We start from the raw sequence: 21,185 nt of genomic DNA, 5'->3' as shown, positions 1-21,185 counted from the left end.
CTGCAGGGAAGCCGACGGAAGTTGCGACATCTTGTCGGCGGGTGAGAACCCCCGCGCACGAGAGGATGAGCGAATGAGCGTGCAGCAGACGGTGAACGGCGACGTGTCGTGGTGGTGGCGAAGCCTCGGCGGGACGCCCGAGCCGCGGAGCGCGCTGCCCGGATCGCTCGACGCCGACGTCGCGATCGTTGGCGGTGGCTACACCGGATTGTGGACGGCGTACTACCTCAAGCGAGCGCAACCGGCGCTCGAGGTTGTCGTGCTCGAGCAGCGCTTTGCCGGGTTCGGGGCGTCCGGCCGCAACGGCGGGTGGCTCACCAACTCGGTGACCGGTGGACGAAGCCGCTACGTCGCAACCCACGGCCGCGACGCGGCGATCGCCCACCAGCGGGCGCTGAACGACACGGTCGACGAAGTGATCGCCATCGCCGAGCGCGAGGGGATCGACGCCGACATCGTCAAGGGCGGCGAGTTCGAGATCGCTCGTACCCCCGCGCAGCTTGCTCGTATGCGCGCTGCCGCCGCGAGTGAGCAGCAGTGGCCGCATACCGACGTCGAGGTGCTGAGCGCGGCAGACGCGTCGGCGCGGATCGCCGTCGACGGTGTGCTCGGCGGCACGTGGCATCCGCACTGCGCCCGCATCCACCCGGCGAAGCTCGTCGCCGGGCTCGCCGCCGCCGTCGAACGGTTGGGCGTGCGCATTTACGAGAACACCCACGTTCGCGAGATCGCACCGCGACGCGCCGTGACCGATCGCGGGACGGTGCGCGCGCGTCACGTGCTGCGCGCGACCGAGGGCTTTACCCCCGACCTTGCGGGGCAGCATCGCACGTGGCTGCCGATGAACTCGTCGATGATCGTCACCGCACCGATTTCGCAGGCCGTGTGGGATGCCATCGGCTGGGCCGGCCGCGAGACTCTTGGCGATCATGCCCACGTCTACATGTACGCGCAACGCACCGCCGATGACCGCATCGCGTTCGGCGGACGCGGCGTGCCTTACCGCTATGGCTCACGCGTGGACACCGATGGTGTCACGCAGCCGCGAACCATCGCGTCGCTCACCGCGCTGCTGCACGACTTCTTTCCCGCGCTCGCCGATGTGCCGATCGATCACGCGTGGGCGGGAGTCCTCGGCGTGCCGCGCGATTGGGCGGCGACCGTGGGGCTGGATGCCGCGACCGGGCTCGGCTGGGCAGGCGGATATGTCGGCACCGGCGTCACGGCTACGCATCTGGCCGGTCGCACGCTGGCCGACCTCGTCGTGGGGGAGGACACCCAGCGCACGCGGCTGCCGTGGGTGGGCCACCGCGCCGGGAAGTGGGAGGTCGAACCGCTTCGGTGGCTCGCCGTGCAGGGGATCTACGCCGCGTACGGCACCGCTGACCGGATTGAGGCGCGTTCGACATCGACCCGCACGGCGTGGCCGGCCAAGGTCGCTGACGTGATCGCCGGCCGCTGAGCGGCGATCCCTGCGCCTAGTCGAGCGCGCGCAGCGCCGCCCATAGTTCGGCGCGCGTGGCGAAGGAGGTGAGATCGCGCGCCAGCAGCTTTTCGGCCAGCGACAGGCGTGTGCGCACGGTGTGCCGGTGCACGCCGAGAGCGCGCGCCGACGCCTCGTGGGAGCAATCGTTGTCGAGCCACACCCGCACCATTTCGACGAGCTGTGTGCCGTGCTCATCATCGTGGCGGGTGAGTGGTGCCAGCTCTGCTCGCGCGAGTGCACGCGCGTCCGCGCCGAGTGAAGAGAGCACTCCACCGCCCGCCACCGATGCGAACTCGGTCACGGCGGCGGTGCCGCGGTCTCGCGCCAGTCGCGCCTGCGCGACCGCCGGGGCGAGGCCATCGTAGGTCGTCGGTTCCGAGACACCCAGACGCGTTCCGAAGAGGTCGACCACCTCGTCGAGGGCCGTGCGATCGGACGCCGAGGTGATGATTGCCACACCGTCGTCGATTCGCCCGAAGAACACCGAACCGCGCCGTTCCTCAGCGCGCAACTCGAGTCTTTCGGCCAGCGGCTCGATGCGTACCGCGTCCGGTTCGGTCAGCGCCACAACGATCGGCGCCGCGGGCAATGGGCCCCACATCTCGCGTGAGATGCGGCGCGCCAGCGCGGGATCCCCGGCGAGCATCGACTCCATGAGGCCCGCGCGTAGCGACCCACGCGCGCGGCTGAGACCCTGTTGCTGTTCGAGTGCCAGGCCCGCCATCGCGATCACCGATGTCACGAGTCCGCGGCCCTCATGATCCAGGTCGCCGGCCGCGAGGGCGATAACTCCGCGCAGGTGCCCGCCGCGTCCAAGGGTCTGCAGCGAGAATGTGGTATCGCCGATGCGCAGCGACGAACCGGCGCGCGCCCCGCGGCCCAAGACACCGATCACTTCGTGGCGCAGCGCATCGGCGACCTCCGGTGCCAGTCCGCTGCTCGGATACTGGCGTGAGAGCTCGCCGGCAGCGTCGAACATGCCGACCCACGTGCCGATCTGCTTGGCGAGTTCGGCGACGGTGGCACCCAGGCCGTCTGCCCGCAGCGCCGATAGTGCGATGGCGCGCTGCGCGGCGAGTGCCCAACTGCGCCTCGAGTACGACTCGGCGGCGATCGCCTCGGCGTTGGCGCGCGCTACGGCGATGAATGGCGTGCGGTACGGCACTTCGAACAGTGGCATCCCGATGTCGCGGCACGCTGTGACGAGACCGGGCGGAATGCCGTCGCGCACGACCTCGGTGCCGAAGCCCAGGCCCACCACGCCCCGCCCGTGCAGTCGTGCCACGTATGCGGTGTAGACGTCGGTGGTCGCGGCATCCCGAAACTGAGTTCCGGTCGTGAGGAGAACGACACCGTCTGACAGGAACGGCGTGGGGTCGATCAGGTCGGTGCTGTGGACCCAGCGCACCGGGCGATCCAGCACGCTCGGCTCGGCGACCGTGTCGTCATCCAGCCTCAGCCTCAGGTCTCCGCGCGCGAGCAGTGCGCGGAATGTCGGGGTCTCGGCGGTGACGGCCATGGGTGCTCCTCGCGAGTGTGTACGACACGTACAAACGTGTACCGATAATGTACTCGCTGGACGGTGCGTGTGGCATCCGGTCGCACCTACGCTCGGGCACTATGAGCGCAGCTGAAACCCTCACCGTTGCCCCCGTCGGCGGCCCCACGCTTCCCCAGGAGCGCAAGCTCGCTACCGCCATTCCCGGCCCCAAGTCGGCCGAGCTCCTCGCGCGCAAGTCCGCGGCTGTGGCGGCCGGAGTCGGCCACACCGCCCCCGTGCACACCATCGCCGCGGGTGGAGGCGTGATCGTCGACGCCGATGGCAACTCGCTCATCGACCTGGGGTCAGGCATCGCCGTCACCAGCGTCGGAAACTCGCACCCCAAGGTCGTCGCCGCGGTGCAGGAGCAGGTCGCGCAGTTCACCCACACGTGCTTCATGGTCTCGCCGTACGAGTCGTACGTCGCCGTCGCCGAGGCGCTCAACCGCGTCACCCCCGGTGACCACGAGAAGAAGAGCGCCCTGTTCAATTCGGGCGCGGAGGCGGTGGAGAACGCGATCAAGATCGCGCGCAAGTTCACCAAGAAGCAGGCCGTCGTCGCCTTTGATCACGGGTACCACGGGCGGACGAACCTGACCATGGCGCTCACCGCGAAGGCCATGCCCTACAAGAGCGGCTTCGGACCCTTCGCGAGCGAGATCTATCGTGCCCCGCTGTCGTACCCGTTCCGCGACGGTCTCAGCGGTGCGGATGCCGCCAAGAAGGCGATCTCGGTCATCGAGAAGCAGGTCGGTGCCGACAACCTCGCGGCGATCATCATCGAGCCGATCCAGGGCGAGGGTGGCTTCATCGTTCCCGCCGACGGGTTCCTTCCCGCGTTGGTCGAGTGGGCTCGCGCCAACGACGTGGTCTTCATCGCCGATGAGATCCAGACCGGCTTCGCGCGCACGGGTGAGATGTTCGCGAGCGACGTCTTCGGCATCGTGCCCGACCTCATCACGACGGCGAAGGGCATCGCAGGCGGCCTGCCGCTGGCCGCGGTGACCGGTCGCTCCGAGATCATGGACGCGTCCCACGCCGGCGGGCTGGGCGGAACCTACGGGGGCAACCCGGTGGCATGTGCGGCCGCCCTCGCGTCGATCGACGTGTTCGAGAACGACGGGCTCATCGAGCGTGCACGCGAGATCGGAGCGATCCTCACCTCGCGCCTGACCGACATCCAGGCGCGCGACGCGCGCATCGGCGAGGTGCGTGGTCACGGCGCGATGATCGCGGCCGAGTTCGTGGATCCCGAAACCAATGAGCCGGATGCCGCGCTCACCGCCGCGGTCGCGAAGGCGTGCATCGCCCAGGGCGTGGTGGTGCTCACCTGCGGCACCTACGGCAACGTGATCCGGTTCCTGCCGCCGCTCAGCATTCCCGACGCGCTGCTCCACGAAGGCCTGGACGTCGTCGCCGCGGCGCTGGACGCTGCGTAATCCCTTCCGCTCTGACGGGCGGTTCTCACAGAGGAGTGACATGACCGAGATCATCCGAGACGTCGTCATCGTCGGCGCAGGCGCCGCCGGCACGACCGCGGCGAACGAACTGAAGAAGGCTGGGCTCTCCGTCGCGGTGCTCGAAGCGCGCGACCGGGTGGGTGGTCGTCTGTGGACCGACACCGTCGACGGCGCCATGCTCGAGATCGGTGGGCAGTGGGTCTCTCCCGATCAAGACGCGCTCAAAGAGACGCTGGCAGAGCTGGGCCTTGAGACCTACAGCCGCTACCGTGAAGGCGAATCGGTCTACATCGGCCGCGATGGCGCCCTGCAGAGGTTCACCGGGGAGATCTTCCCGGTCGCACCCGAGACCGAGAAAGAGATCGTGCGCCTCATCGAGGTGCTCGACGAGTTGGTCGCTCAGGTCGACCCCGATAAGCCCTGGGAGCACCCGCAGGCAGAGGAGCTCGACCGGATCTCGTTCGAAGGTTGGCTCGAAGAGCAGACCGACGACGTCGAGGCGCGCGACAACATCGCGCTGTTCATCGCCGGCGCCATGCTCACCAAGCCGGCCTACGCCTTCTCGATGCTGCAGGCGCTCCTCATGGCCGCCAGCGCGGGAAGCTTCTCGAACCTGGTTGACGCCGACTTCATCCTCGACGAACGTGTCGTCGGCGGTCTGCAGCAGGTTCCGCTGCTGCTCGCCGAGCGCTTGGGGGAGGACGTCTACCTCGACCAGCCGGTGATCGAGGTCGAGTGGGGTGACGACGGCGTGACCGTGCGTACCGACGGTGGCATGACCGTGCGCGCGCGATTCGTGATCCTCGCCCACGCGCCCGTGCTGTACCCGTGGATCGACTTCCAGCCAGCGCTCCCGCGCCTGAAGCAGCAGATGCACCAGCACATCTCGATGGGGTTCGTCATCAAGGTGCATGCCGTGTACGACCGGCCGTTCTGGCGCGAGCAGGGGCTCAGCGGTACGGCGTTCAGCCCGTACGAGATCTCGCACGAGGCATACGACAACACCAACCACGGCGACGAACGCGGCACCCTGGTGGGATTCGTGTCCGACCGTAACGCGGATGACCTGTTCCGCGTGTCGGCTGAGGAGCGCAAGGAGCGCATCCTCGAGTCGCTGTCGCATTACTACGGGCCCGAAGCGAAGAACCCGCTCGTGTACTTCGAGAGCGATTGGGGCGCCGAAGAGTGGACACGCGGCGCGTACGCCGCAAGCTTCGACCTGGGTGGGCTTGCCCGCTACGGCGCTGACCTGCGCACCCCCGTCGGGCCGATCCACTTCGCGTGCAGCGACATGGCCGGCGCCGGGTACCAGCACGTGGACGGCGCGATCCGCATGGGTCGCTTTGTGGCGGCGAACATTCTCGACGCGGCCCGCGCATGACCGGCCGCATCGTCGTCGGCTACACGGCCACGACCGCCGGTGAAGACGCCGTCGCCCTCGGCGCGCGCCTTGCCGCTGCGTCGGGTGCATTGGTCGACCTGATCGTGGTGCTCCCGGGCGAACGCGGAGTGATCACCCCGCCCGACGCCTCGTACGACCGCTACCTCGTCGATCAGGCCAACGCATGGCTTGCGTCGGCGTCGTCGGAGATTCCGGATGCCGTTGCCCACCGCACGCACGTGCGATACGCCGAGTCGTTTGCCGAGGGCCTCATCAACGCCGCGACCGAGTTCCGCGCGTCGCACATCGTGGTGGGTGCCGCCAACGGCGGTCTACGCGGGCGTCACCGGCTGGGCACGGTCGCTGATGAGCTGTTGCATTCCTCAGAGGTTCCCGTCGTCCTCGCGCCGGAAGGGGCGCGGCGCATCGACCCCGCGACCGGTGTCACGCGCGTGACGGCGGCTGTGGGCACGCGGCCCGGTGCCGATGCGCTGCTCGAGGAATCAATCGCGCTCGCCGTAGCCACCGGTGCTGAGTTGCGCCTGGTTTCGCTGGTCTCGGTGGACCTCCCGGCATCCGTCGACACCGGCGTCATCCGCATCGCTGGGGCGGCCCACGCCGATGATGTGCTGACTCGTACCCTTGCCGCGCTGCCCGAGGGTATCGACGCAGACGTTGTCGTCGCGCGCGGTGACAGCATCGAAGACGCGGTGGCACAGCTGGGCTGGGAGCCCGGCGAACTCGCCATTGTCGGGTCGAGCAGGCTCGCGCAGCCGCGGCGGCTCTTCCTCGGCTCGACAGCAGCGAAGATGCTGCACGAGCTCCCTGTTCCCATGGTGGTGGTGCCGCGCACGCGCGCCACAGAAAGCGGGCGGCAATGACGGCTCCCGACGGCGCTGCGGCGCCCGTGACAGTTCCCACCGACACTGCAACGGTGTCGAAGAAGGGTCTGAGCGCCGGCACGATCGGTCTCATCGGCGCGGTCGTGATCGGTATCTCGACCATCGCGCCGGCGTACACCCTCACGGCATCCCTCGGGCCCACGGTGTCCGAAGTCGGATTCCAGGTGCCGGCGATCATCCTCGTCGGATTCATTCCGATGTTGCTCGTTGCCTTCGGCTATCGCGAGCTCAATCGCCGCATTCCCGACTCGGGCACCTCCTTCACGTGGGCGACGCGCGCGTTCGGCCCGTGGGTGGGCTGGATGGCCGGATGGGGACTCGTGGCGGCGACCGTGCTCGTCCTGTCGAATCTCGCTGGTATCGCGGTGGAGTTCTTGTTCCTGTTGATCGACCAGTTGGCGGGCAACCCGGGCACGATCGCCGAACTCGCGTTCAACCCGTTCATCAACGTCGCCGTGTGTCTGGCTTTCATGTTCGGTGCCACGTGGGTGTCGTACCGCGATCTGCAGACCACCGAGAAGCTGCAGTACGTGCTCGTGAGCTTCCAGGTGCTCGTGCTCGTGGTGTTCTCGATCGCCGCGCTCGTTCATGTCTCGGATGGCTCCGCGTTCGATGCGAGCCCCTTCGAGTGGACCTGGTTCAACCCGTTCGCGGTCGGCTCGGTCGCGGCGGTGGTCGCGGGACTGTCGCTGTCGATCTTCATCTTCTGGGGGTGGGACGTCGTTCTCACGATGAACGAAGAGACGAAGAACCCCGAGAAGACCCCCGGGCGCGCGGCGACCATCACCGTGTTGATCGTGGCGGGTCTGTATCTGCTGATCTCGATCGCGCTGCTGTCATTCGCGGGCACCGGCGAGGGGGAGTTCGGCCTCGGCAACCCCGACATCCAAGCCAACGTGTTCTTCTACCTGTCGGGTCCGATCCTCGGTCCGTTCGCGTTCCTGGTTTCCCTCGCGGTGCTCACCAGCTCGGCGTCGTCCCTGCAGTCCACCTTCGTCGGCCCGGCGCGCACGCTGCTGGCCATGGGTCACTACGGCGCGCTGCCAAAGAAGTTCGCCGAGGTGAGTCCGCGCTTCTTCACGCCGGGCTACGCGACCATCGTGTCGTCGGTGGTGGCATCCGTCTTCTATGCGGTCATGCGTTTCGTGAGCGAAAACGTGCTGTGGGATACCATCACTGCACTCGGAATGATGATCTGCTTCTACTACGGGCTCACCGCGTTCGCGTGCGTCTGGTACTTCCGCAAGCAGTGGTTCGACTCGGGCCGGTCGTTCGTGTTCACGTTGCTGTTCCCCTTGGTCGGTGGGGTGATCCTCGCGGTGCTGTTCGTGATCACCCTCGTCGACAGCATGAACCCCGACTACGGCAGCGGCTCGAACATCGCCGACGTCGGACTGGTGTTCATCCTCGGCGTCACGGTGCTGCTCGTCGGCGTGATCATCATGATCTGGCAGTCGCTCAAGCGTCCGGCATTCTTCCGGGGCGAGACACTTTCTCTGGAATCACCGCCGAGCCTGCGCCGGGCGAAGCGATAACGGCAGACTTGACCCACCCCTTCTGGAACGGAGAGCACACATGACCGACTACGCCGTCGTCAACCCCGCGACGGGGGAGACCCTGTCAACCGTCGAGACCATCACCGACGAAGGCTTGGAGCAGGCCATCGCCACGGCCGACGCCGCCTACCGAAACTGGCGTACCGTCTCGGTGGCAGACCGGGCGGCAGCAATCCGCCGCGTGGCCGAACTGCACCGCGAGCGCCGCGACGAGCTCGCCGCGATCATCGTGCGCGAGATGGGCAAGCCCCTCGACGCCGCGCTCGGTGAGGTCGACTTCGCTGCCGACATCACGGAGTACTACGCCGACCACGCCGATAAGATCACGGGCGACTCGCCGTTGGAGATCGACGGTGAGGGTGACGCGGTGATCCGCCGCTCGCCGATCGGCGTGCTGCTGGGGATCATGCCGTGGAACTTCCCCTACTACCAGGTGGCACGTTTCGCCGCGCCCAACGTGGTGGTGGGCAACAGCATCCTGCTCAAGCACGCTCCGCAGTGCCCCGAGTCGGCCGCCGCCATCGAGAAGATCTACAACGATGCCGGGCTCGAGGGCGTCTACGTGAACATCTACGCGACCAACGAGCAGGCCGCAACGGTAATCGCGGACCGCCGCGTGCAGGGCGTTTCGGTGACCGGTTCCGAACGCGCGGGATCCGCCGTCGCAGAGCTTGCCGGGCGCCACTTGAAGAAGGTCGCGCTCGAATTGGGCGGCTCTGACCCCTTCATCCTGTTGTCGACGGATGACCTCGACGCTGCCGTGCAGGCGGCCATCGATGCACGACTGGACAACACCGGCCAGTCCTGCAACGCTGCGAAGCGCTTCATCATCATCGACGACCTGTACGACGCGTTCGTTGAGAAGTTCACCGCCGCGATGACCAGTGCGAAGGTGGGCGACCCGTTCGCCGAAGACACCGTTCTCGGCCCGCTGTCGTCGCTGGCCGCCGCCGAACGTCTGGCCGACCAGGTCGACCGTGCGGTCGCCCAGGGCGCCACGCTCGTGGCCGGGGGAGTGCGCGACGGCGCGTTCTACCCAGGCACCGTGCTCACCGATGTCACCCCGGCCATGGACGCCTACAAGGAGGAGTTCTTCGGACCGGTGGGTGTCATCTACAAGGTCTCGAACGAACAGGAGGCCGTAGAGCTTGCGAACGACACCGCCTTCGGTCTCGGATCGTACGTGTTCACCACTGACGCCGAGCAGGCCGCGCGCATTGCCGACCAGATCGACGCCGGCATGGTCTACATCAACTGCGTGCTGGCCGACGAGCCCGCGCTGCCGTTCGGTGGCGTCAAGCGTTCGGGCACGTCGCGTGAGATGGGTCTGCTCGCCGCCGACGAGTTCGTGAACAAAAAGCTCATTCGCACAGCCGTGTGATGCGTGCATGCCTCCGCCCTCGGTTCGCGGGGTGCGGAGGCATGCCGTACACTGGAGCGTGCAGTAGAAATCTGCATTCTTTCGCCGTGCCCGGCACTGGGCAGGATTCCTTCCCCTTGATGGACGCGGCAGAAGACTGCAGAACCTGAGGCCCTTGAGGCCTCTAGGGCGGTAGCTCAATTGGCAGAGCAGCGGTCTCCAAAACCGCAGGTTGCAGGTTCGATTCCTGTCCGCCCTGCGCGTCAGCGCGAATGTTGACAGTACGTGTCACAGCACAGTGGGTGACAACACAGCGCTCCGGCCCCGCCGGGCGCGGAAGGTAATCAGGTGACATCGATGGTTCAGGACGAGCCGAACGGCGAGGTCGTCGCTGCAGGCGGCACGCGAGAGAAGAAGATGAATGTCTTCGCTCGTATCGCCCTGTTCATTCGTCAGGTGTTCGCAGAACTCCGCAAGGTCGTCACGCCGACGCGCCAAGAGCTCATCAAGTACACCCTGGTCGTTCTCGGCTTCGTCGTGGTCATGATGGCGATCGTCTACGGCCTCGACGTGTTGTTCGTTCTGCTTGCGCAGTACGTCTTCGGCGTCGGTCCCACCTGATCCATCGGAATCCGTCCCTGAGGCAACCGGGGGCGACGCGGAGGGAAGAATCCCCGCGACGAATACGGAAGAGAATCGCAAGTGTCTGAAAGATATGTCGACGACGCCGACTGGGCGACGGCCGCTGAGCAGTCCTCCGAGGACGACGAAGCCCAGGAGGGCAACGTCCTCGCGAGCGAAGAGCTCTCGAGCACGTCCGCCGAGCACGCCGCGATTCACGTCGTGGACGAGGACGGCGACGACGAAGACGATTCTGAAATGGATGACGTAGAAGTGGCAGACCCGGAGGCAGACGCGATCGTGAACGACGCTCTCAACATCGATGAGACCGCTGAGGTCGAGGCTGCGGCTGAAGTTCTCACCGAGTCGGCTGCCGAGGAGGCAGCCGAGAAGGCCGACGCCGCCGCCGACGTGGTCACCCCGTACGACGGTCCCGATGTCAACGGTGACGACGAAGAGGAATCCGACGAAGACCCGTACGAGGCGTTCCGCGCCGAACTACGCAGCCTTCCGGGCAAGTGGTACGTCATCCACTCCTACGCCGGTTTCGAGCGCAAGGTGAAGGCCAACATCGAGCAGCGCAAGTCGACGCTCGAGGTTGAGGAAGACATCTACCAGATCGAGGTCCCGATGGAGGACGTCGTCGAGATCAAGAACGGTCAGCGCAAGATGGTCACGCGCGTCCGGATCCCCGGCTACGTGCTCGTCCGCATGGAGCTCAACGAAGACACCTGGTCGGTTGTGCGCCACACCCCCGGCGTCACGGGCTTCGTGGGCAATGCCCACAACCCCACCCCGCTGCGGTTCGAAGAAGCGTTCAACATGCTGCAGAGCCTCGTCGAGGTCAAGGAAGCGGCTCCGGCGAAGTCCACCGCGGCTAAGGGCGGTCAGCCGGTTGCGCGCAGCATCCCCGCCGAGGTCGACTTCGAGGTCGGCGAGACGATCACCATCAAGGAAGGCTCGTTCGCGGGTCTGCCCGGCTCGATCAGCGAGATCAAGCCCGAGAGTGGAAAGCTCACTGTCCTCGTCTCGCTCTTCGAGCGCGAAACCCCGGTCGAGCTGAGCTTCGACCAGGTCACCAAGCTCTAACTCACCCGCTCGATATCGAGCCCACAGACACCGCGATCCGGAACGGCCGGAATCGCGGGAGAACGGATGCCGTGGCATCCGCTCGTTGAAAGGAAAAGAAATGGCACCGAAGAAGAAGGTGACCGGCCTGATCAAGCTTCAGATCAACGCCGGTGCAGCCAACCCGGCGCCGCCGATCGGGCCCGCGCTCGGTCAGCATGGCGTCAACATCATGGAGTTCTGCAAGGCGTACAACGCCGCGACCGAGTCGCAGCGTGGCAACGTCATCCCCGTAGAGATCACCGTCTACGAGGACCGCAGCTTCACGTTCATCCTCAAGACCCCGCCGGCAGCGGAACTCATCAAGAAGGCCGCTGGCCTCCAGAAGGGTTCGTCGACGCCGCACACGGTCAAGGTGGGCAAGCTCACCAAGGAGCAGGTGCGTCAGATCGCCGAGGCTAAGCAGCCCGACCTGAACGCGAACGACATCGAGGCCGCCTCGAAGATCATCGCCGGCACCGCCCGTTCCATGGGCATCACGGTTGAGGACTGAGGGGAAGAATAAACATGGCTACCAAGTCCAAGGCATTCAAGGCCGCTGCTGCCAAGATCGAGGCAGACAAGTTCTACACGCCCACCGAGGCCGTCGCTCTGGCGAAGGAGACCGGTTCGGCGAAGTTCGACTCGACCGTCGAGGTCGCGCTGAAGCTCGCCGTCGACCCTCGTAAGGCCGACCAGATGGTGCGCGGCACCGTCATCCTCCCGCACGGCACCGGTAAGACCGCCCGTGTCATCGTCTTCGCGACGGGCCCGGCCGCTGAGGCCGCCATCGCCGCAGGCGCTGACGAGGTCGGTGGCGCCGAGCTCATCGAGAAGGTTGCCGGCGGTTACACCGCGTTCGACGCAGCCGTCTCGACCCCCGAGCTCATGGGCCAGGTCGGTCGCCTCGGTAAGGTCCTCGGACCCCGCGGCCTCATGCCGAACCCGAAGACCGGCACCGTGACCCCCAACCCGGCCAAGGCCGTCGAGGAGATCAAGGGCGGAAAGATCGAGTTCCGCGTCGACAAGCACGCCAACGTGCACTTCGTCGTCGGCAAGGCCTCGTTCTCGGCTGAGCAGCTCGACGAGAACCTCGCCGCAGCGCTCGAAGAGATCGTGCGTCTGAAGCCGTCGAGCTCGAAGGGCCGTTACATCCAGAAGGGTGCGGTGTCGACCACGTTCGGCCCCGGCATCCCGCTGGACGTCAGCGCTATCTGAGTCTGACTCATCCGAAGGGCCTCACCGCAAGGTGGGGCCCTTCGTCTGTTGCTGGGGGGCGGAAGCGTCAATGGGGCCAGATGAGGCTGATACCCAGCGCGATCATGACGACGGCGATCACGCCGTCGAGGATGCGCCAGGCGCGGGGGGTCGACAACCATCGGCTGAGGTAGCGTGCCCCGATCGCAAGTCCGAAGAACCACACCACGCTGCCGAGCATCGCGCCGGCTGCGAACACCCACTTCGCATCGTGCGTGTTCGCCACGGTGCCGAGCAAAAACACGGTGTCGAGGTAGACATGCGGGTTCAGCCAGGTGAGCGCGAGGCACGTCGCGAGTACCGGCATCAGGCGCGTGCGTGCCGCCGTCCGGACGCCGCCGGAACGCGCCGCATGCGTGGTGCCGGCGTCGTCCGCCTGGGCGGGCTGGAGACTTTCACCTGACGGACTCCACACACGTCGAGCCGCGAGGAAGCCGTACCCGAACAGGAAGAGCGCGCCGGCCCAGCGCACTGTGTCAACCAGCCACGGCACTGCGTCCAGGACGAGCCCGATGCCTGACACGCCCAGCGCGATCAGGACGGCGTCGGATGCTGCGCACACCGTGGCGACCAGGAAGACGTATTGCTTGCGCAGCCCCTGCCGGAGGACGAAAAGGTTCTGCGCGCCGATGGCGACGATCAGGGAGAGGCCGAGTCCGAAACCGGCAAGCAGAGTGGTGAGCACAAGAAGACGCTACGCTCGCATTTCTCTACAATCCAGCTAAGGATTCTGATGCAACATAAGGTCACCTTATGAACGAAATCCCGCTCGACTTGGCCGAGACACTCGCCGCCGCCGTGGACGAGGGCACCTTCGAGGCGGCCGCGCGCCGGTTGCATATCACGCCGTCGGCCGTCAGCCAACGCATCAAGGCGCTGGAGGGCCGGCTCGGGCGGGTCCTCCTGGTGCGATCCAAGCCCATCCGGCCGACCGAAGCGGGCGCCGCGGTGTTGCGATTCGCGCGTCAGGCGGCCACGCTCGCTCACGACACGTTGACCGAACTGGGGATGGATGACGGGGATGCGGTGCGCGCCCGCGTGCCGTTGGCGGTCAACGCAGACTCGTTGGCCACATGGTTTGTCGAACCGCTCGCGCGGCTGAGTGAACAGCATCCTGTCGTCTTCGACCTGCACCGAGACGATCAGGGCTTCACCGCAGAGCTCCTGGAATCGGGAACGGTGATCGGAGCGGTGACATCGCAGACGCGGGCCGTCGGCGGATGCCGAGTAAGCCCGTTGGGTGCGATGCGCTACGAGGCGGTCGCGACTCCGGGGTTCGCGGCGCGGTGGTTTGGCGACGGTGTTGACGCGCATGCCCTCGGTCGTGCGCCTGTCGTGGACTTCGATCGGCGCGACGAACTTCAAAACGACTGGCTACGCGCGTACGGGAGCGTCACTGTCTCGCCCCCGCGGCACTATGTGCCCGCATCCCAGGACTTTGCCGCCGCGGTGCTCGCCGGGATGGGGTGGGCGATGCTACCGAGCTTTCAGTCCGCGTCCGGGCTGGCATCGGGAGCGCTGATACGGCTCGGTGGCAGGCCGTTGGACGTGCCGCTGCACTGGCAGCAGTGGAACCTGAGTTCGCCGTTGCTTGACGCAATCGCGAGCGAGATCGTTGATACCGGAAGGCGCGTGCTCCGGCGCTGAGCGGGCGGGCGCGCGCCGCGTCAGCCCTCGGAGACCCGCAGGACGATCTTGCCTCGCGTATGCCCCTCTTCGATGGCGCGGTGCGCGTCTGCCGCCTCGCCGAGGTCGAACACGCGATCGACATAGACCTGTACGGCTCCAGAGTCGAGCAGCCGCGCAATCGTGGCCAACGCGCCGCCGTCGGGAGTGACTTTGAAGCTGGTAGAGCGCACTCCCGCGGCATCCGCCTCTTGCGCATATTCCGGCCACGAACCGGTCGGGACGAGAACATACAGACCCCCGGGGCGCACGACACCGAGGGAACGCGAGCCGGTGCGATCCTGGACGTTGCCGACCAGGTCGATCACCACGTCAACGTCGCTCACGACCTCTTCGAAGCGCGTTGTCGTGTAGTCGATGACGACGGATGCCCCGAGTTCGCGCAGCCACGCGGCGTTGCGCCCCGACCCGGTCACCGTCACGTGGGCGCCGAAGTAGGCAGCGAACTGCACCGCGAAGTGACCCACGCCGCCACTACCCGCGTGGATCAGGATTCGTTGGCCCTCGTGTGCGTGAGCGGTCTCGACGACCAACCCCCATGCGGTGAGAGCGGCGAGAGGAACACCGGCCGCTTCAACGTGCGACAGCGTCTGTGGCTTGCGCGCGACCGACATTGTGGGGACGACAGCGTACTCGGCATACGACCCGCCCGAGCGCGGGAACGGAACCATGCCGAACACCGGGGTGCCGGGTGGAAAGGGGTGCGCCTCGTAGGGAGCCTTCACGACAGTGCCGCTGAAATCGAAGCCGAGGGTCGACGGGAAATCGGCGATGGCCCCGGACACGCCAGCGCCCGCGCGGGTTTTCGCATCGATGGGGTTGACTCCCGCGGCGTGCACGCGAACGAGAAGTTCACTGATCACCGGCGTCGGCACCGGTACGGTGCCCAGGCGAAGGGCCTCGGGGCCTCCAGTGGCGTCGAGCAGGACGGCTCGCATGTCCTCGGGCGGATCCCCGACGGGTGCCAGATCGTGCTGCGTGCCGGTCGCGCTCCGCAGAGTCCGCGCTCTCATGGTGCTCCTTTCGCGGGTACCCTCATCCACGACGGCACCCGTGACGTCGATGGCTTCAGTCAAGCGGGTCAATGTCTCAGGCGTGTTACGCAATCGAGACATTGCGAGGAAGGTGCTCGTGAAGTTGCCGTTACGGGGTTGCTCCGGTCCCGAGCGCGCGCAGCATGCGCGAGAGATTGCGGATGTCGTCCACCGACCAGTCGTCGAGTGCGTTCAGGAGGGCGCCTTCTTGTGGAGCGCGCGCGGCGGCCAATCGCTCGAGCCCCAGCGGAGTGGGGGAAAGGATGCTCGAGCGTCCGTCGTCGGGATCGGGGGTGCGGGCGATCAGGCCCAAAGATTCGAGTTCTCGAACGGCGCGGCTGACCTGTCCCTTGTCGGCGATCAACTCGTCGGCAAGACCCGACAAGGTCACATTCTCGCGTCGCACGATCGTGGTGAACACCTTGTAGACGCCGGGCAGCATTCCCGGGCTCACCCGCGTGGCATTCTCGCTGATCAGGCGTCGGAAATGTGTGATCAGGGCACTGAACTCGCCCTCGAGGGCGCGCACCGCATCGGTCCGCGCCTGCCGGGTGTCGTCGTCGGTCATCAGGATCGACCCTAGCGGCGGCTTCGACGCGATGCGTGAGCCGAATCGGATGCCGAGGGTGCGGCATCCGAACCCATCTCATCGGCGACCTCGGTACCCGTTGCAGTGGCCGGGCCCGTTGCCGCGAGGGCATCCATGCCCCCCGCCGTCGTGACCGTGGCGAGATCAGCCTCGCTCGCGGCGATGCGCTCGCTGGTGGTCATGCGCGTCAGCGGCTTGTTCGGCAAGAAGATGATCGCGACCAGGCTCATCACTGCGAACGGCACGCCGATCAGGAACGAATGGGCGATCGCTTGCGCGTAGATGTCCTCGATGATGACGCGGATGCCGTCGGGAAGCTCTGACACCTGGGGAATTGCACCCGAGGCGAACTGCTCGGCGATCGCGGCGCCCTTCTCGCCGAGTGCGGCGATCGCCGCGCCGATGTCGGCCTTGGCATCCGACATCAGATTCGTCGCCGAGGTCGCGAGGGCGGCACCCATGACCGAGACGCCGATCGTGCCGCCGAGGCTGCGGAAGAACGCCACGCCCGAGCTGGCCACGCCCATCTCGGTCGGCTTCGCGGTGTTCTGCACGACGAGGACGAGATTCTGCATGGTCGAGCCGACGCCCGCGCCCAGCAGGAACATGTAGAGCGAGACCAGTACGAAGTTGGTGTCGTAGTGGATCGTCGACAGCAGCGACGAACCCGCGATCAGCAGAATGCTGCCGCCGATGAGATACGGCTTCCAGACGCCGTGCTTCGTGATCAAGCCGCCGACAACCGTCGATGCGATGAGTAGGCCGGCCATCATCGGGATCGTCATGAGACCCGCCTCGGTCGGCGTCGCGCCGCGTGCCATTTGCATGTACTGGCTGAGGAAGACCGACGAGCCGAACATCGCGATCCCAGTGGCGATTGACGCCAGCACCGACAGCGTGAACGTGCGGTCGCGGAACATCGTCAACGGGATCAGCGGTTCCGAGGTGCGCAGCTCGGTGATCACGAACAGGATCACCCCGAGGAGTGCGCCGCCGACCATCAAGACGGTTTCTGTGCTCCACCAGTCGTAGCTGCTACCGGCGTTAGTGATCCAGATGAGAAGAAGAGAGACGGATGCCGAGAGCAGCACGATACCGAGGTAGTCGATCCGCACCTTTTGCTTCGGGCGAGCCGGCAGATGCAGAGTGCGCTGCTGGATGATGAGTGCGGCGACGGCGACGGGAAGGGCGACGAAGAAGTTCCACCGCCAGCCGAGCGTGTCGGTGATGACGCCGCCGAGCAGCGGTCCGCCGATCGTCGCGACGGCCATCACGGCGCCGAACAGGCCCATGTAGCGGCCGCGCTCGCGCGGGCTGATGATGTCGGCCATGATCACCTGGCTGAGCGCGGCGAGCCCGCCGGCGCCGATGCCCTGCACGGCGCGGAAGGCGATGAGGGTCTCGGGGTTCTGCGAGAACCCGGCTGCCGCCGTCGCGAGGACGAAGATCGCGATCGCGAGCTGGATGAGCAGCTTGCGGTTGAACAGGTCGGCGAGCTTGCCCCAGATGGGCGTCGAGATCGCGGTGGTCAGCAGGGTTGCGGTGACGACCCACGTGAACGCGGACTGGTCGCCCTCGAGATCGTGGATGATCACGGGCAGCGAGGTCGAGACGACGGTCGACGCCAGCATCGACACGAACATGCCGAGCAGGAGGCCCGTGAGCGCCTGGAGCACCGCGCGGTGCGACATCGTGGGGGCGGCGGTCGGCGCGCTCGTGGGCGCGCTCGAGGAGGAGTCGGTCATGGGGTCCTTCGCGGAGACGGGCGACGTCGTTGGCGCGATCGATGGTTGACTCAAGTCAATGGTTGAGCGAAGTCAACTATACGACGATGATTGATCTGAGTCAACCAACCGCCTCGAGCGGGCCGGTCAGTCGGCGAGGGCGAGCGCGCGGAACGGCTGACGCGGCGGGGCGGGAGGCATCCGCTCGGCAGTGCGGGGTGCGCGGCGGCCGGTCGTGCGCTCGTAGAGCTCGTCGATGAGCGCCGTGGCCAGGCGCACGAGCTGGGCGATCTGCGCGTCGTCGCGGTCGATCCACACGCAGCGGGGCTCGTCGTGCACGGGCACGAAGTCGTCGTGCTGCTCCCACGCGACCAAAGTGCGTTCGGCGCCCAGCACGTGCTGCTGCCACCACACCTGGCGAAGATACGAGCGGGGGATGCTGCGCCACGCCTTGTTCGTCGTCTTGATCTCGGCGAGGGTCACCCGGCCCGCCGGGTCGACGGCGATGCCGTCGGGCGTCGCGAGATGGCGCTTCTCGACCTCGGCGTGGAAGAGCGCGCTCGACGGCTGGATGCCGTGCGTCGCAGCGACCCACGCCGCGATCTGCGGCTCGCGCGCGCGACCGTGCGCCGTGAAGGCGTTGCCCGAGAACCCCGAGCCGCCCAGCTTGGCGTCGGCGGCGCGCACGATCGCCCGCTCGCTCGTGAGGGTCGCGACGTCGGTCGCGGTGATCCCGCGCGATCGCGCACGCACCCAGGCGACCCGGTCGCGGGCGTCGGCGACGACGCGTGCGGCGAGTTCGGGGGTCACCCCTTCACGGTATCCCGCCGTCGCGACACCGACCCGCCGCGACACCCGCCGCTGCGCGCGCCGCGCACGATGAGGGGAGTGTGCACGATGACGGAGATGCGCACGATGACGGATGCCGCGGGCGCGAGGCATCCGCATTTCTGCTCGTCTCCGTCGGAATGCCCGCGATTTTGCCGCTGGACCCCCGTCACGTACCATGGACGGAGCCGAAGACCGCCGGTCATCGATGTGCGCTTGCGCACGGAGATCGAAGCACTGCGAATGCAGGGGCCCGCGCAGGTGTCACAGATCGATCTCCTGAATCCAGGACTCCCGCTCCGTGCGCTTGCGCCGGAGCTTTTTTCATGCGCAGGCACCGAGGTCCAGGCCGACGCCCCGCCACCGCGGAGCGTCTCGTACACACAAGGAGTGGCCATGGCGCAGAAGGAAGCATCGGTCGCCGAGCTCACGAAGAACTTCGAGGACTCGACCGCCGTTCTGCTCACCGAGTACCGCGGTCTGACGGTGGCCGAGCTCAAGGAGCTCCGCAACAGCATCCGTCAGGACGCGGAATACGCCGTGGTGAAGAACACGCTGACCAAGATCGCCGCGAACAACGCGGGGATCACGGCGCTGGACGACGACCTGAAGGGTCCGTCGGCCGTCGCCTTCGTGCACGGTGACCCCGTCTCCGTCGCGAAGGGTCTTCGTGCCTTCGCCAAGGCACACCCTCATCTCGTGATCAAGGGCGGCTTCTTCGACGGAGCCCCCCTGACCGCGGACGAGGTCAACAAGCTCGCCGACCTCGAGAGCCGTGACGTCCTGCTGGCCAAGCTCGCAGGCGCCTTCAAGGCCTCGCTGTTCCAGGCGGCATATCTCTTCAACGCGCCGCTGTCGAAGGCCGTCCGCACGGTCGACGCGCTGCGTGAGAAGCAGGAGTCCGCGGCCTGACATCGGGCCCCGGTCGTTGAAACCCACCAACAAGGAGAATCATCATGGCAAAGCTCACCACTGACGAGCTGCTCGACGCCTTCAAGGAGCTCTCGCTCATCGAGCTCAGCGAGTTCGTGAAGAAGTTCGAGGAGACCTTCGAGGTCACCGCCGCCGCCCCGGTCGCCGTTGCCGCCGCGGGTGCCCCCGCCGCCGGTGGCGCGGGTGGCGAGGCCGCCGCCGAGGAGGAGAAGGACTCGTTCGACGTCATCCTCGAGGCTGCCGGCGACAAGAAGATCCAGGTCATCAAGGTCGTCCGCGAGCTCACCTCGCTCGGCCTCGGCGAGGCGAAGGCGGTCGTCGACGGCGCCCCCAAGCCCGTGCTCGAGGGCGCGAACAAGGACGACGCCGAGAAGGCCAAGGCCAAGCTCGAAGAGGCCGGCGCCTCGGTCACCCTGAAGTGACCGCGGGGGCTTGAGCCCCACGCCAGCACCTTACGAAGGTGGGGGGGGGGCCCCCCTCCCCCCCCCCCCCCCCCCCCCCCCCCCCCCCCCCCCCCGGATGCCACGCATCCGGGACCTTCGTCATTCCCGCCGCATGTCCGCGGCCGCCGCGGTCATGTGCGTCGGGGGCGGGGCGGTCGAGGATCTCATCACCATCCGCGCCTTCAGGCTCGTCTGCTCGGGCGGCCGATCCGGGTCGGCGATGTGGTCGAGGAGCAGCTCGACCGCCGCCGCCCCCTGCTCGCGCGGCACCTGGCGCAGGGTCGTGAGCGAGAACATCTCGGCGAACTCGTGGTCGTCGATCCCGACCACGCTGAGCTGGCTCGGAACCTGGACGCCCAGCCGGCGGGCGGCGATGATCGCGCCGATCGCGACCTCGTCGCACGTGCCGAGGATCGCGGTCGGGCGGTCTCGCGAATCGCCGAGGGCGTCGACCGCCGCAGCGTAGCCTCCGGGGATCGTGACCTCTGATCGGATGTGGATCGCCTCGTCGGCGCATCCGGCGTCTTCCATGGCCGTGTGGAACCCTCGCAGACGCGAACGGTCGACCTGCGCCCAGTGATGGTCGGGCTCTCCGCCGACGAAGGCGATGCGCCGGTGTCCGAGTTCGAGCAGGTGCTCGGTGGCCCGGCGGGCCGCGTGTTCGTCGTCGATCGCGACCGAGCTCGTCTCGCTGCCCGCTCCGACGACGCTCACCACCGGGCGGCCCATGGCCACGAGCCGCTCGACCTCGTGATCGTCGGGCTCGAGCCCCACAGCGATGAGACCGTCGAAGCGCTTGCGCGCGAGGAAGTCGTCGAAGATGCGGCGCCGGCCATCGGTACCCGGCTCGGCGTCGTAGAGAGTGAGATCGAGCCCCCGTTCGAGGAGCGCCGTCTGGATCCCCTCCAGCACCTCGGCGAAGAACCACCGGTTCAGGTAGGGCATCACCACGCCGACGTTCTGGGTGCGCCCTGTGGCGAGGCTGACCGCGCTCGTGGACGGCGCGTAGCCGATCTCGTAGGCGGCCCGTCGCACGCGCGACCGTGTCTCCTCCGAGACGTAGCCCCCGCCGCTGAGAGCCCTGCTCGCGGTCGACTTGGACACGCCTGCTCTCCGGGCGACGTCCTCGATTCCGCTCGCCACTGAGCCGGTCCTTCCTGTCGCGCGCTGCCGCATCGGTCTCGCCAGCATAACCGCAAGCCCGAGCATATGGGAACGGTTTCAGATCGACGTAGCGTCAAATGTCGTTGAATTCCCGCAGGTTATCGATTCGTGATA

The 21,185-nt window shown here is 67.1% G+C and carries 20 protein-coding genes and 1 tRNA gene; 14 read left to right on the top strand and 7 right to left on the bottom strand.

Going from position 1 to position 21,185, the window contains the following annotated elements; genetic code table 11:
• Nucleotides 1-73: 73 nt before the first annotated feature.
• Nucleotides 74-1,462: an FAD-binding oxidoreductase gene (locus ON062_RS05505; protein WP_274646124.1), complete on the top strand. Its 1,389-nt coding sequence runs from the start codon at nucleotides 74-76 to the stop codon at nucleotides 1,460-1,462.
• 16 nt (nucleotides 1,463-1,478) lie between these two features.
• On the opposite strand, the gene ON062_RS05500 is transcribed toward ON062_RS05505, so the two are convergent.
• Complete coding sequence (locus ON062_RS05500; protein WP_274646123.1) at nucleotides 1,479-3,005, bottom strand: PucR family transcriptional regulator; 1,527 nt, start codon at nucleotides 3,003-3,005, stop codon at nucleotides 1,479-1,481.
• 101 nt (nucleotides 3,006-3,106) lie between these two features.
• On the opposite strand from ON062_RS05500, the gene gabT reads away from it, so the two are divergent.
• The 10 genes from gabT to rplA all read left to right on the top strand — a co-directional run bounded on the left by gabT (nucleotide 3,107) and on the right by rplA (nucleotide 12,631).
• Entirely contained in the window at nucleotides 3,107-4,465 is a 1,359-nt protein-coding gene (gene gabT / locus ON062_RS05495) for a 4-aminobutyrate--2-oxoglutarate transaminase (RefSeq protein ID WP_274646122.1), read from the top strand.
• A 40-nt stretch (nucleotides 4,466-4,505) separates the two neighbouring features.
• Entirely contained in the window at nucleotides 4,506-5,867 is a 1,362-nt protein-coding gene (locus tag ON062_RS05490) for an NAD(P)/FAD-dependent oxidoreductase (RefSeq protein WP_274646121.1), read from the top strand.
• On the top strand, nucleotides 5,864-6,748 hold the full coding sequence (locus ON062_RS05485; RefSeq protein WP_274646120.1) for a universal stress protein: 885 nt from the start codon (nucleotides 5,864-5,866) through the stop codon (nucleotides 6,746-6,748). The genes ON062_RS05490 and ON062_RS05485 overlap by 4 nt, the downstream gene beginning before the upstream one ends.
• Complete coding sequence (locus tag ON062_RS05480; RefSeq protein WP_274646119.1) at nucleotides 6,745-8,304, top strand: APC family permease; 1,560 nt, start codon at nucleotides 6,745-6,747, stop codon at nucleotides 8,302-8,304. The genes ON062_RS05485 and ON062_RS05480 overlap by 4 nt, the downstream gene beginning before the upstream one ends.
• A gap of 40 nt (nucleotides 8,305-8,344) precedes the next feature.
• Entirely contained in the window at nucleotides 8,345-9,706 is a 1,362-nt protein-coding gene (locus ON062_RS05475; RefSeq protein WP_274646118.1) for an NAD-dependent succinate-semialdehyde dehydrogenase, read from the top strand.
• A 165-nt stretch (nucleotides 9,707-9,871) separates the two neighbouring features.
• Nucleotides 9,872-9,944, top strand: a tRNA-Trp gene (locus ON062_RS05470).
• Between the two features lie 98 nt (nucleotides 9,945-10,042).
• Nucleotides 10,043-10,306 (top strand): preprotein translocase subunit SecE, encoded by a 264-nt coding sequence (gene secE / locus ON062_RS05465; RefSeq protein WP_274646281.1) that lies wholly within the window; start codon nucleotides 10,043-10,045, stop codon nucleotides 10,304-10,306.
• A gap of 81 nt (nucleotides 10,307-10,387) precedes the next feature.
• Nucleotides 10,388-11,395: a transcription termination/antitermination protein NusG gene (gene nusG, locus ON062_RS05460; protein WP_274646117.1), complete on the top strand. Its 1,008-nt coding sequence runs from the start codon at nucleotides 10,388-10,390 to the stop codon at nucleotides 11,393-11,395.
• Between the two features lie 100 nt (nucleotides 11,396-11,495).
• Nucleotides 11,496-11,927, top strand: a complete 432-nt coding sequence (rplK, locus tag ON062_RS05455) for a 50S ribosomal protein L11 (RefSeq protein WP_274646116.1) — start codon at nucleotides 11,496-11,498, stop codon at nucleotides 11,925-11,927.
• Between the two features lie 14 nt (nucleotides 11,928-11,941).
• Complete coding sequence (gene rplA / locus ON062_RS05450) at nucleotides 11,942-12,631, top strand: 50S ribosomal protein L1 (RefSeq protein ID WP_274646115.1); 690 nt, start codon at nucleotides 11,942-11,944, stop codon at nucleotides 12,629-12,631.
• A 67-nt stretch (nucleotides 12,632-12,698) separates the two neighbouring features.
• Here the strand turns inward: rplA and ON062_RS05445 are convergent, their stop codons facing one another.
• A complete protein-coding gene (locus ON062_RS05445; protein ID WP_274646114.1) occupies nucleotides 12,699-13,355 on the bottom strand; it encodes a LysE/ArgO family amino acid transporter in 657 nt (218 codons plus the stop codon).
• Nucleotides 13,356-13,423: 68 nt separating this feature from the next.
• Here ON062_RS05445 and ON062_RS05440 point away from each other — a divergent pair, with 68 nt between their 5' ends.
• Nucleotides 13,424-14,317, top strand: coding sequence for a LysR family transcriptional regulator ArgP (locus ON062_RS05440; protein WP_274646113.1), 894 nt, complete (start codon nucleotides 13,424-13,426; stop codon nucleotides 14,315-14,317).
• Nucleotides 14,318-14,337: 20 nt separating this feature from the next.
• On the opposite strand, the gene ON062_RS05435 is transcribed toward ON062_RS05440, so the two are convergent.
• From ON062_RS05435 to ON062_RS05420, 4 genes are all read right to left on the bottom strand, one after another.
• The gene (locus ON062_RS05435; RefSeq protein WP_274646112.1) at nucleotides 14,338-15,369 is read right to left on the bottom strand and encodes an NADP-dependent oxidoreductase; all 1,032 of its coding nucleotides are present in this window, start codon (nucleotides 15,367-15,369) and stop codon (nucleotides 14,338-14,340) included.
• Between the two features lie 130 nt (nucleotides 15,370-15,499).
• Nucleotides 15,500-15,958 (bottom strand): MarR family transcriptional regulator, encoded by a 459-nt coding sequence (locus ON062_RS05430; RefSeq protein ID WP_274646111.1) that lies wholly within the window; start codon nucleotides 15,956-15,958, stop codon nucleotides 15,500-15,502.
• A gap of 11 nt (nucleotides 15,959-15,969) precedes the next feature.
• Nucleotides 15,970-17,724: an MDR family MFS transporter gene (locus tag ON062_RS05425; RefSeq protein ID WP_274646110.1), complete on the bottom strand. Its 1,755-nt coding sequence runs from the start codon at nucleotides 17,722-17,724 to the stop codon at nucleotides 15,970-15,972.
• A gap of 126 nt (nucleotides 17,725-17,850) precedes the next feature.
• On the bottom strand, nucleotides 17,851-18,513 hold the full coding sequence (locus tag ON062_RS05420; RefSeq protein WP_274646109.1) for a YqaJ viral recombinase family protein: 663 nt from the start codon (nucleotides 18,511-18,513) through the stop codon (nucleotides 17,851-17,853).
• A gap of 414 nt (nucleotides 18,514-18,927) precedes the next feature.
• Between ON062_RS05420 and rplJ the strand changes: the two genes are divergently transcribed.
• Nucleotides 18,928-19,443: a 50S ribosomal protein L10 gene (gene rplJ, locus ON062_RS05415; protein WP_274646108.1), complete on the top strand. Its 516-nt coding sequence runs from the start codon at nucleotides 18,928-18,930 to the stop codon at nucleotides 19,441-19,443.
• 44 nt (nucleotides 19,444-19,487) lie between these two features.
• Nucleotides 19,488-19,886: a 50S ribosomal protein L7/L12 gene (gene rplL, locus ON062_RS05410; RefSeq protein ID WP_274646107.1), complete on the top strand. Its 399-nt coding sequence runs from the start codon at nucleotides 19,488-19,490 to the stop codon at nucleotides 19,884-19,886.
• 120 nt (nucleotides 19,887-20,006) lie between these two features.
• Here the strand turns inward: rplL and ON062_RS05405 are convergent, their stop codons facing one another.
• Nucleotides 20,007-21,083 carry a LacI family DNA-binding transcriptional regulator gene (locus ON062_RS05405; protein ID WP_274646280.1) on the bottom strand — a complete coding sequence of 359 codons (1,077 nt, stop codon included), beginning with the start codon at nucleotides 21,081-21,083 and terminating at the stop codon, nucleotides 20,007-20,009.
• Between the last annotated feature and the right edge of the window lie 102 nt (nucleotides 21,084-21,185).

This window comes from Microbacterium sp. C7(2022), from assembly GCF_028823665.1.
Taxonomy (GTDB): Bacteria; Actinomycetota; Actinomycetes; order Actinomycetales; family Microbacteriaceae; genus Microbacterium.
Note: the sequence above shows the minus strand (reverse complement) of the source record. Positions and strands in the feature narration are given on the sequence as shown.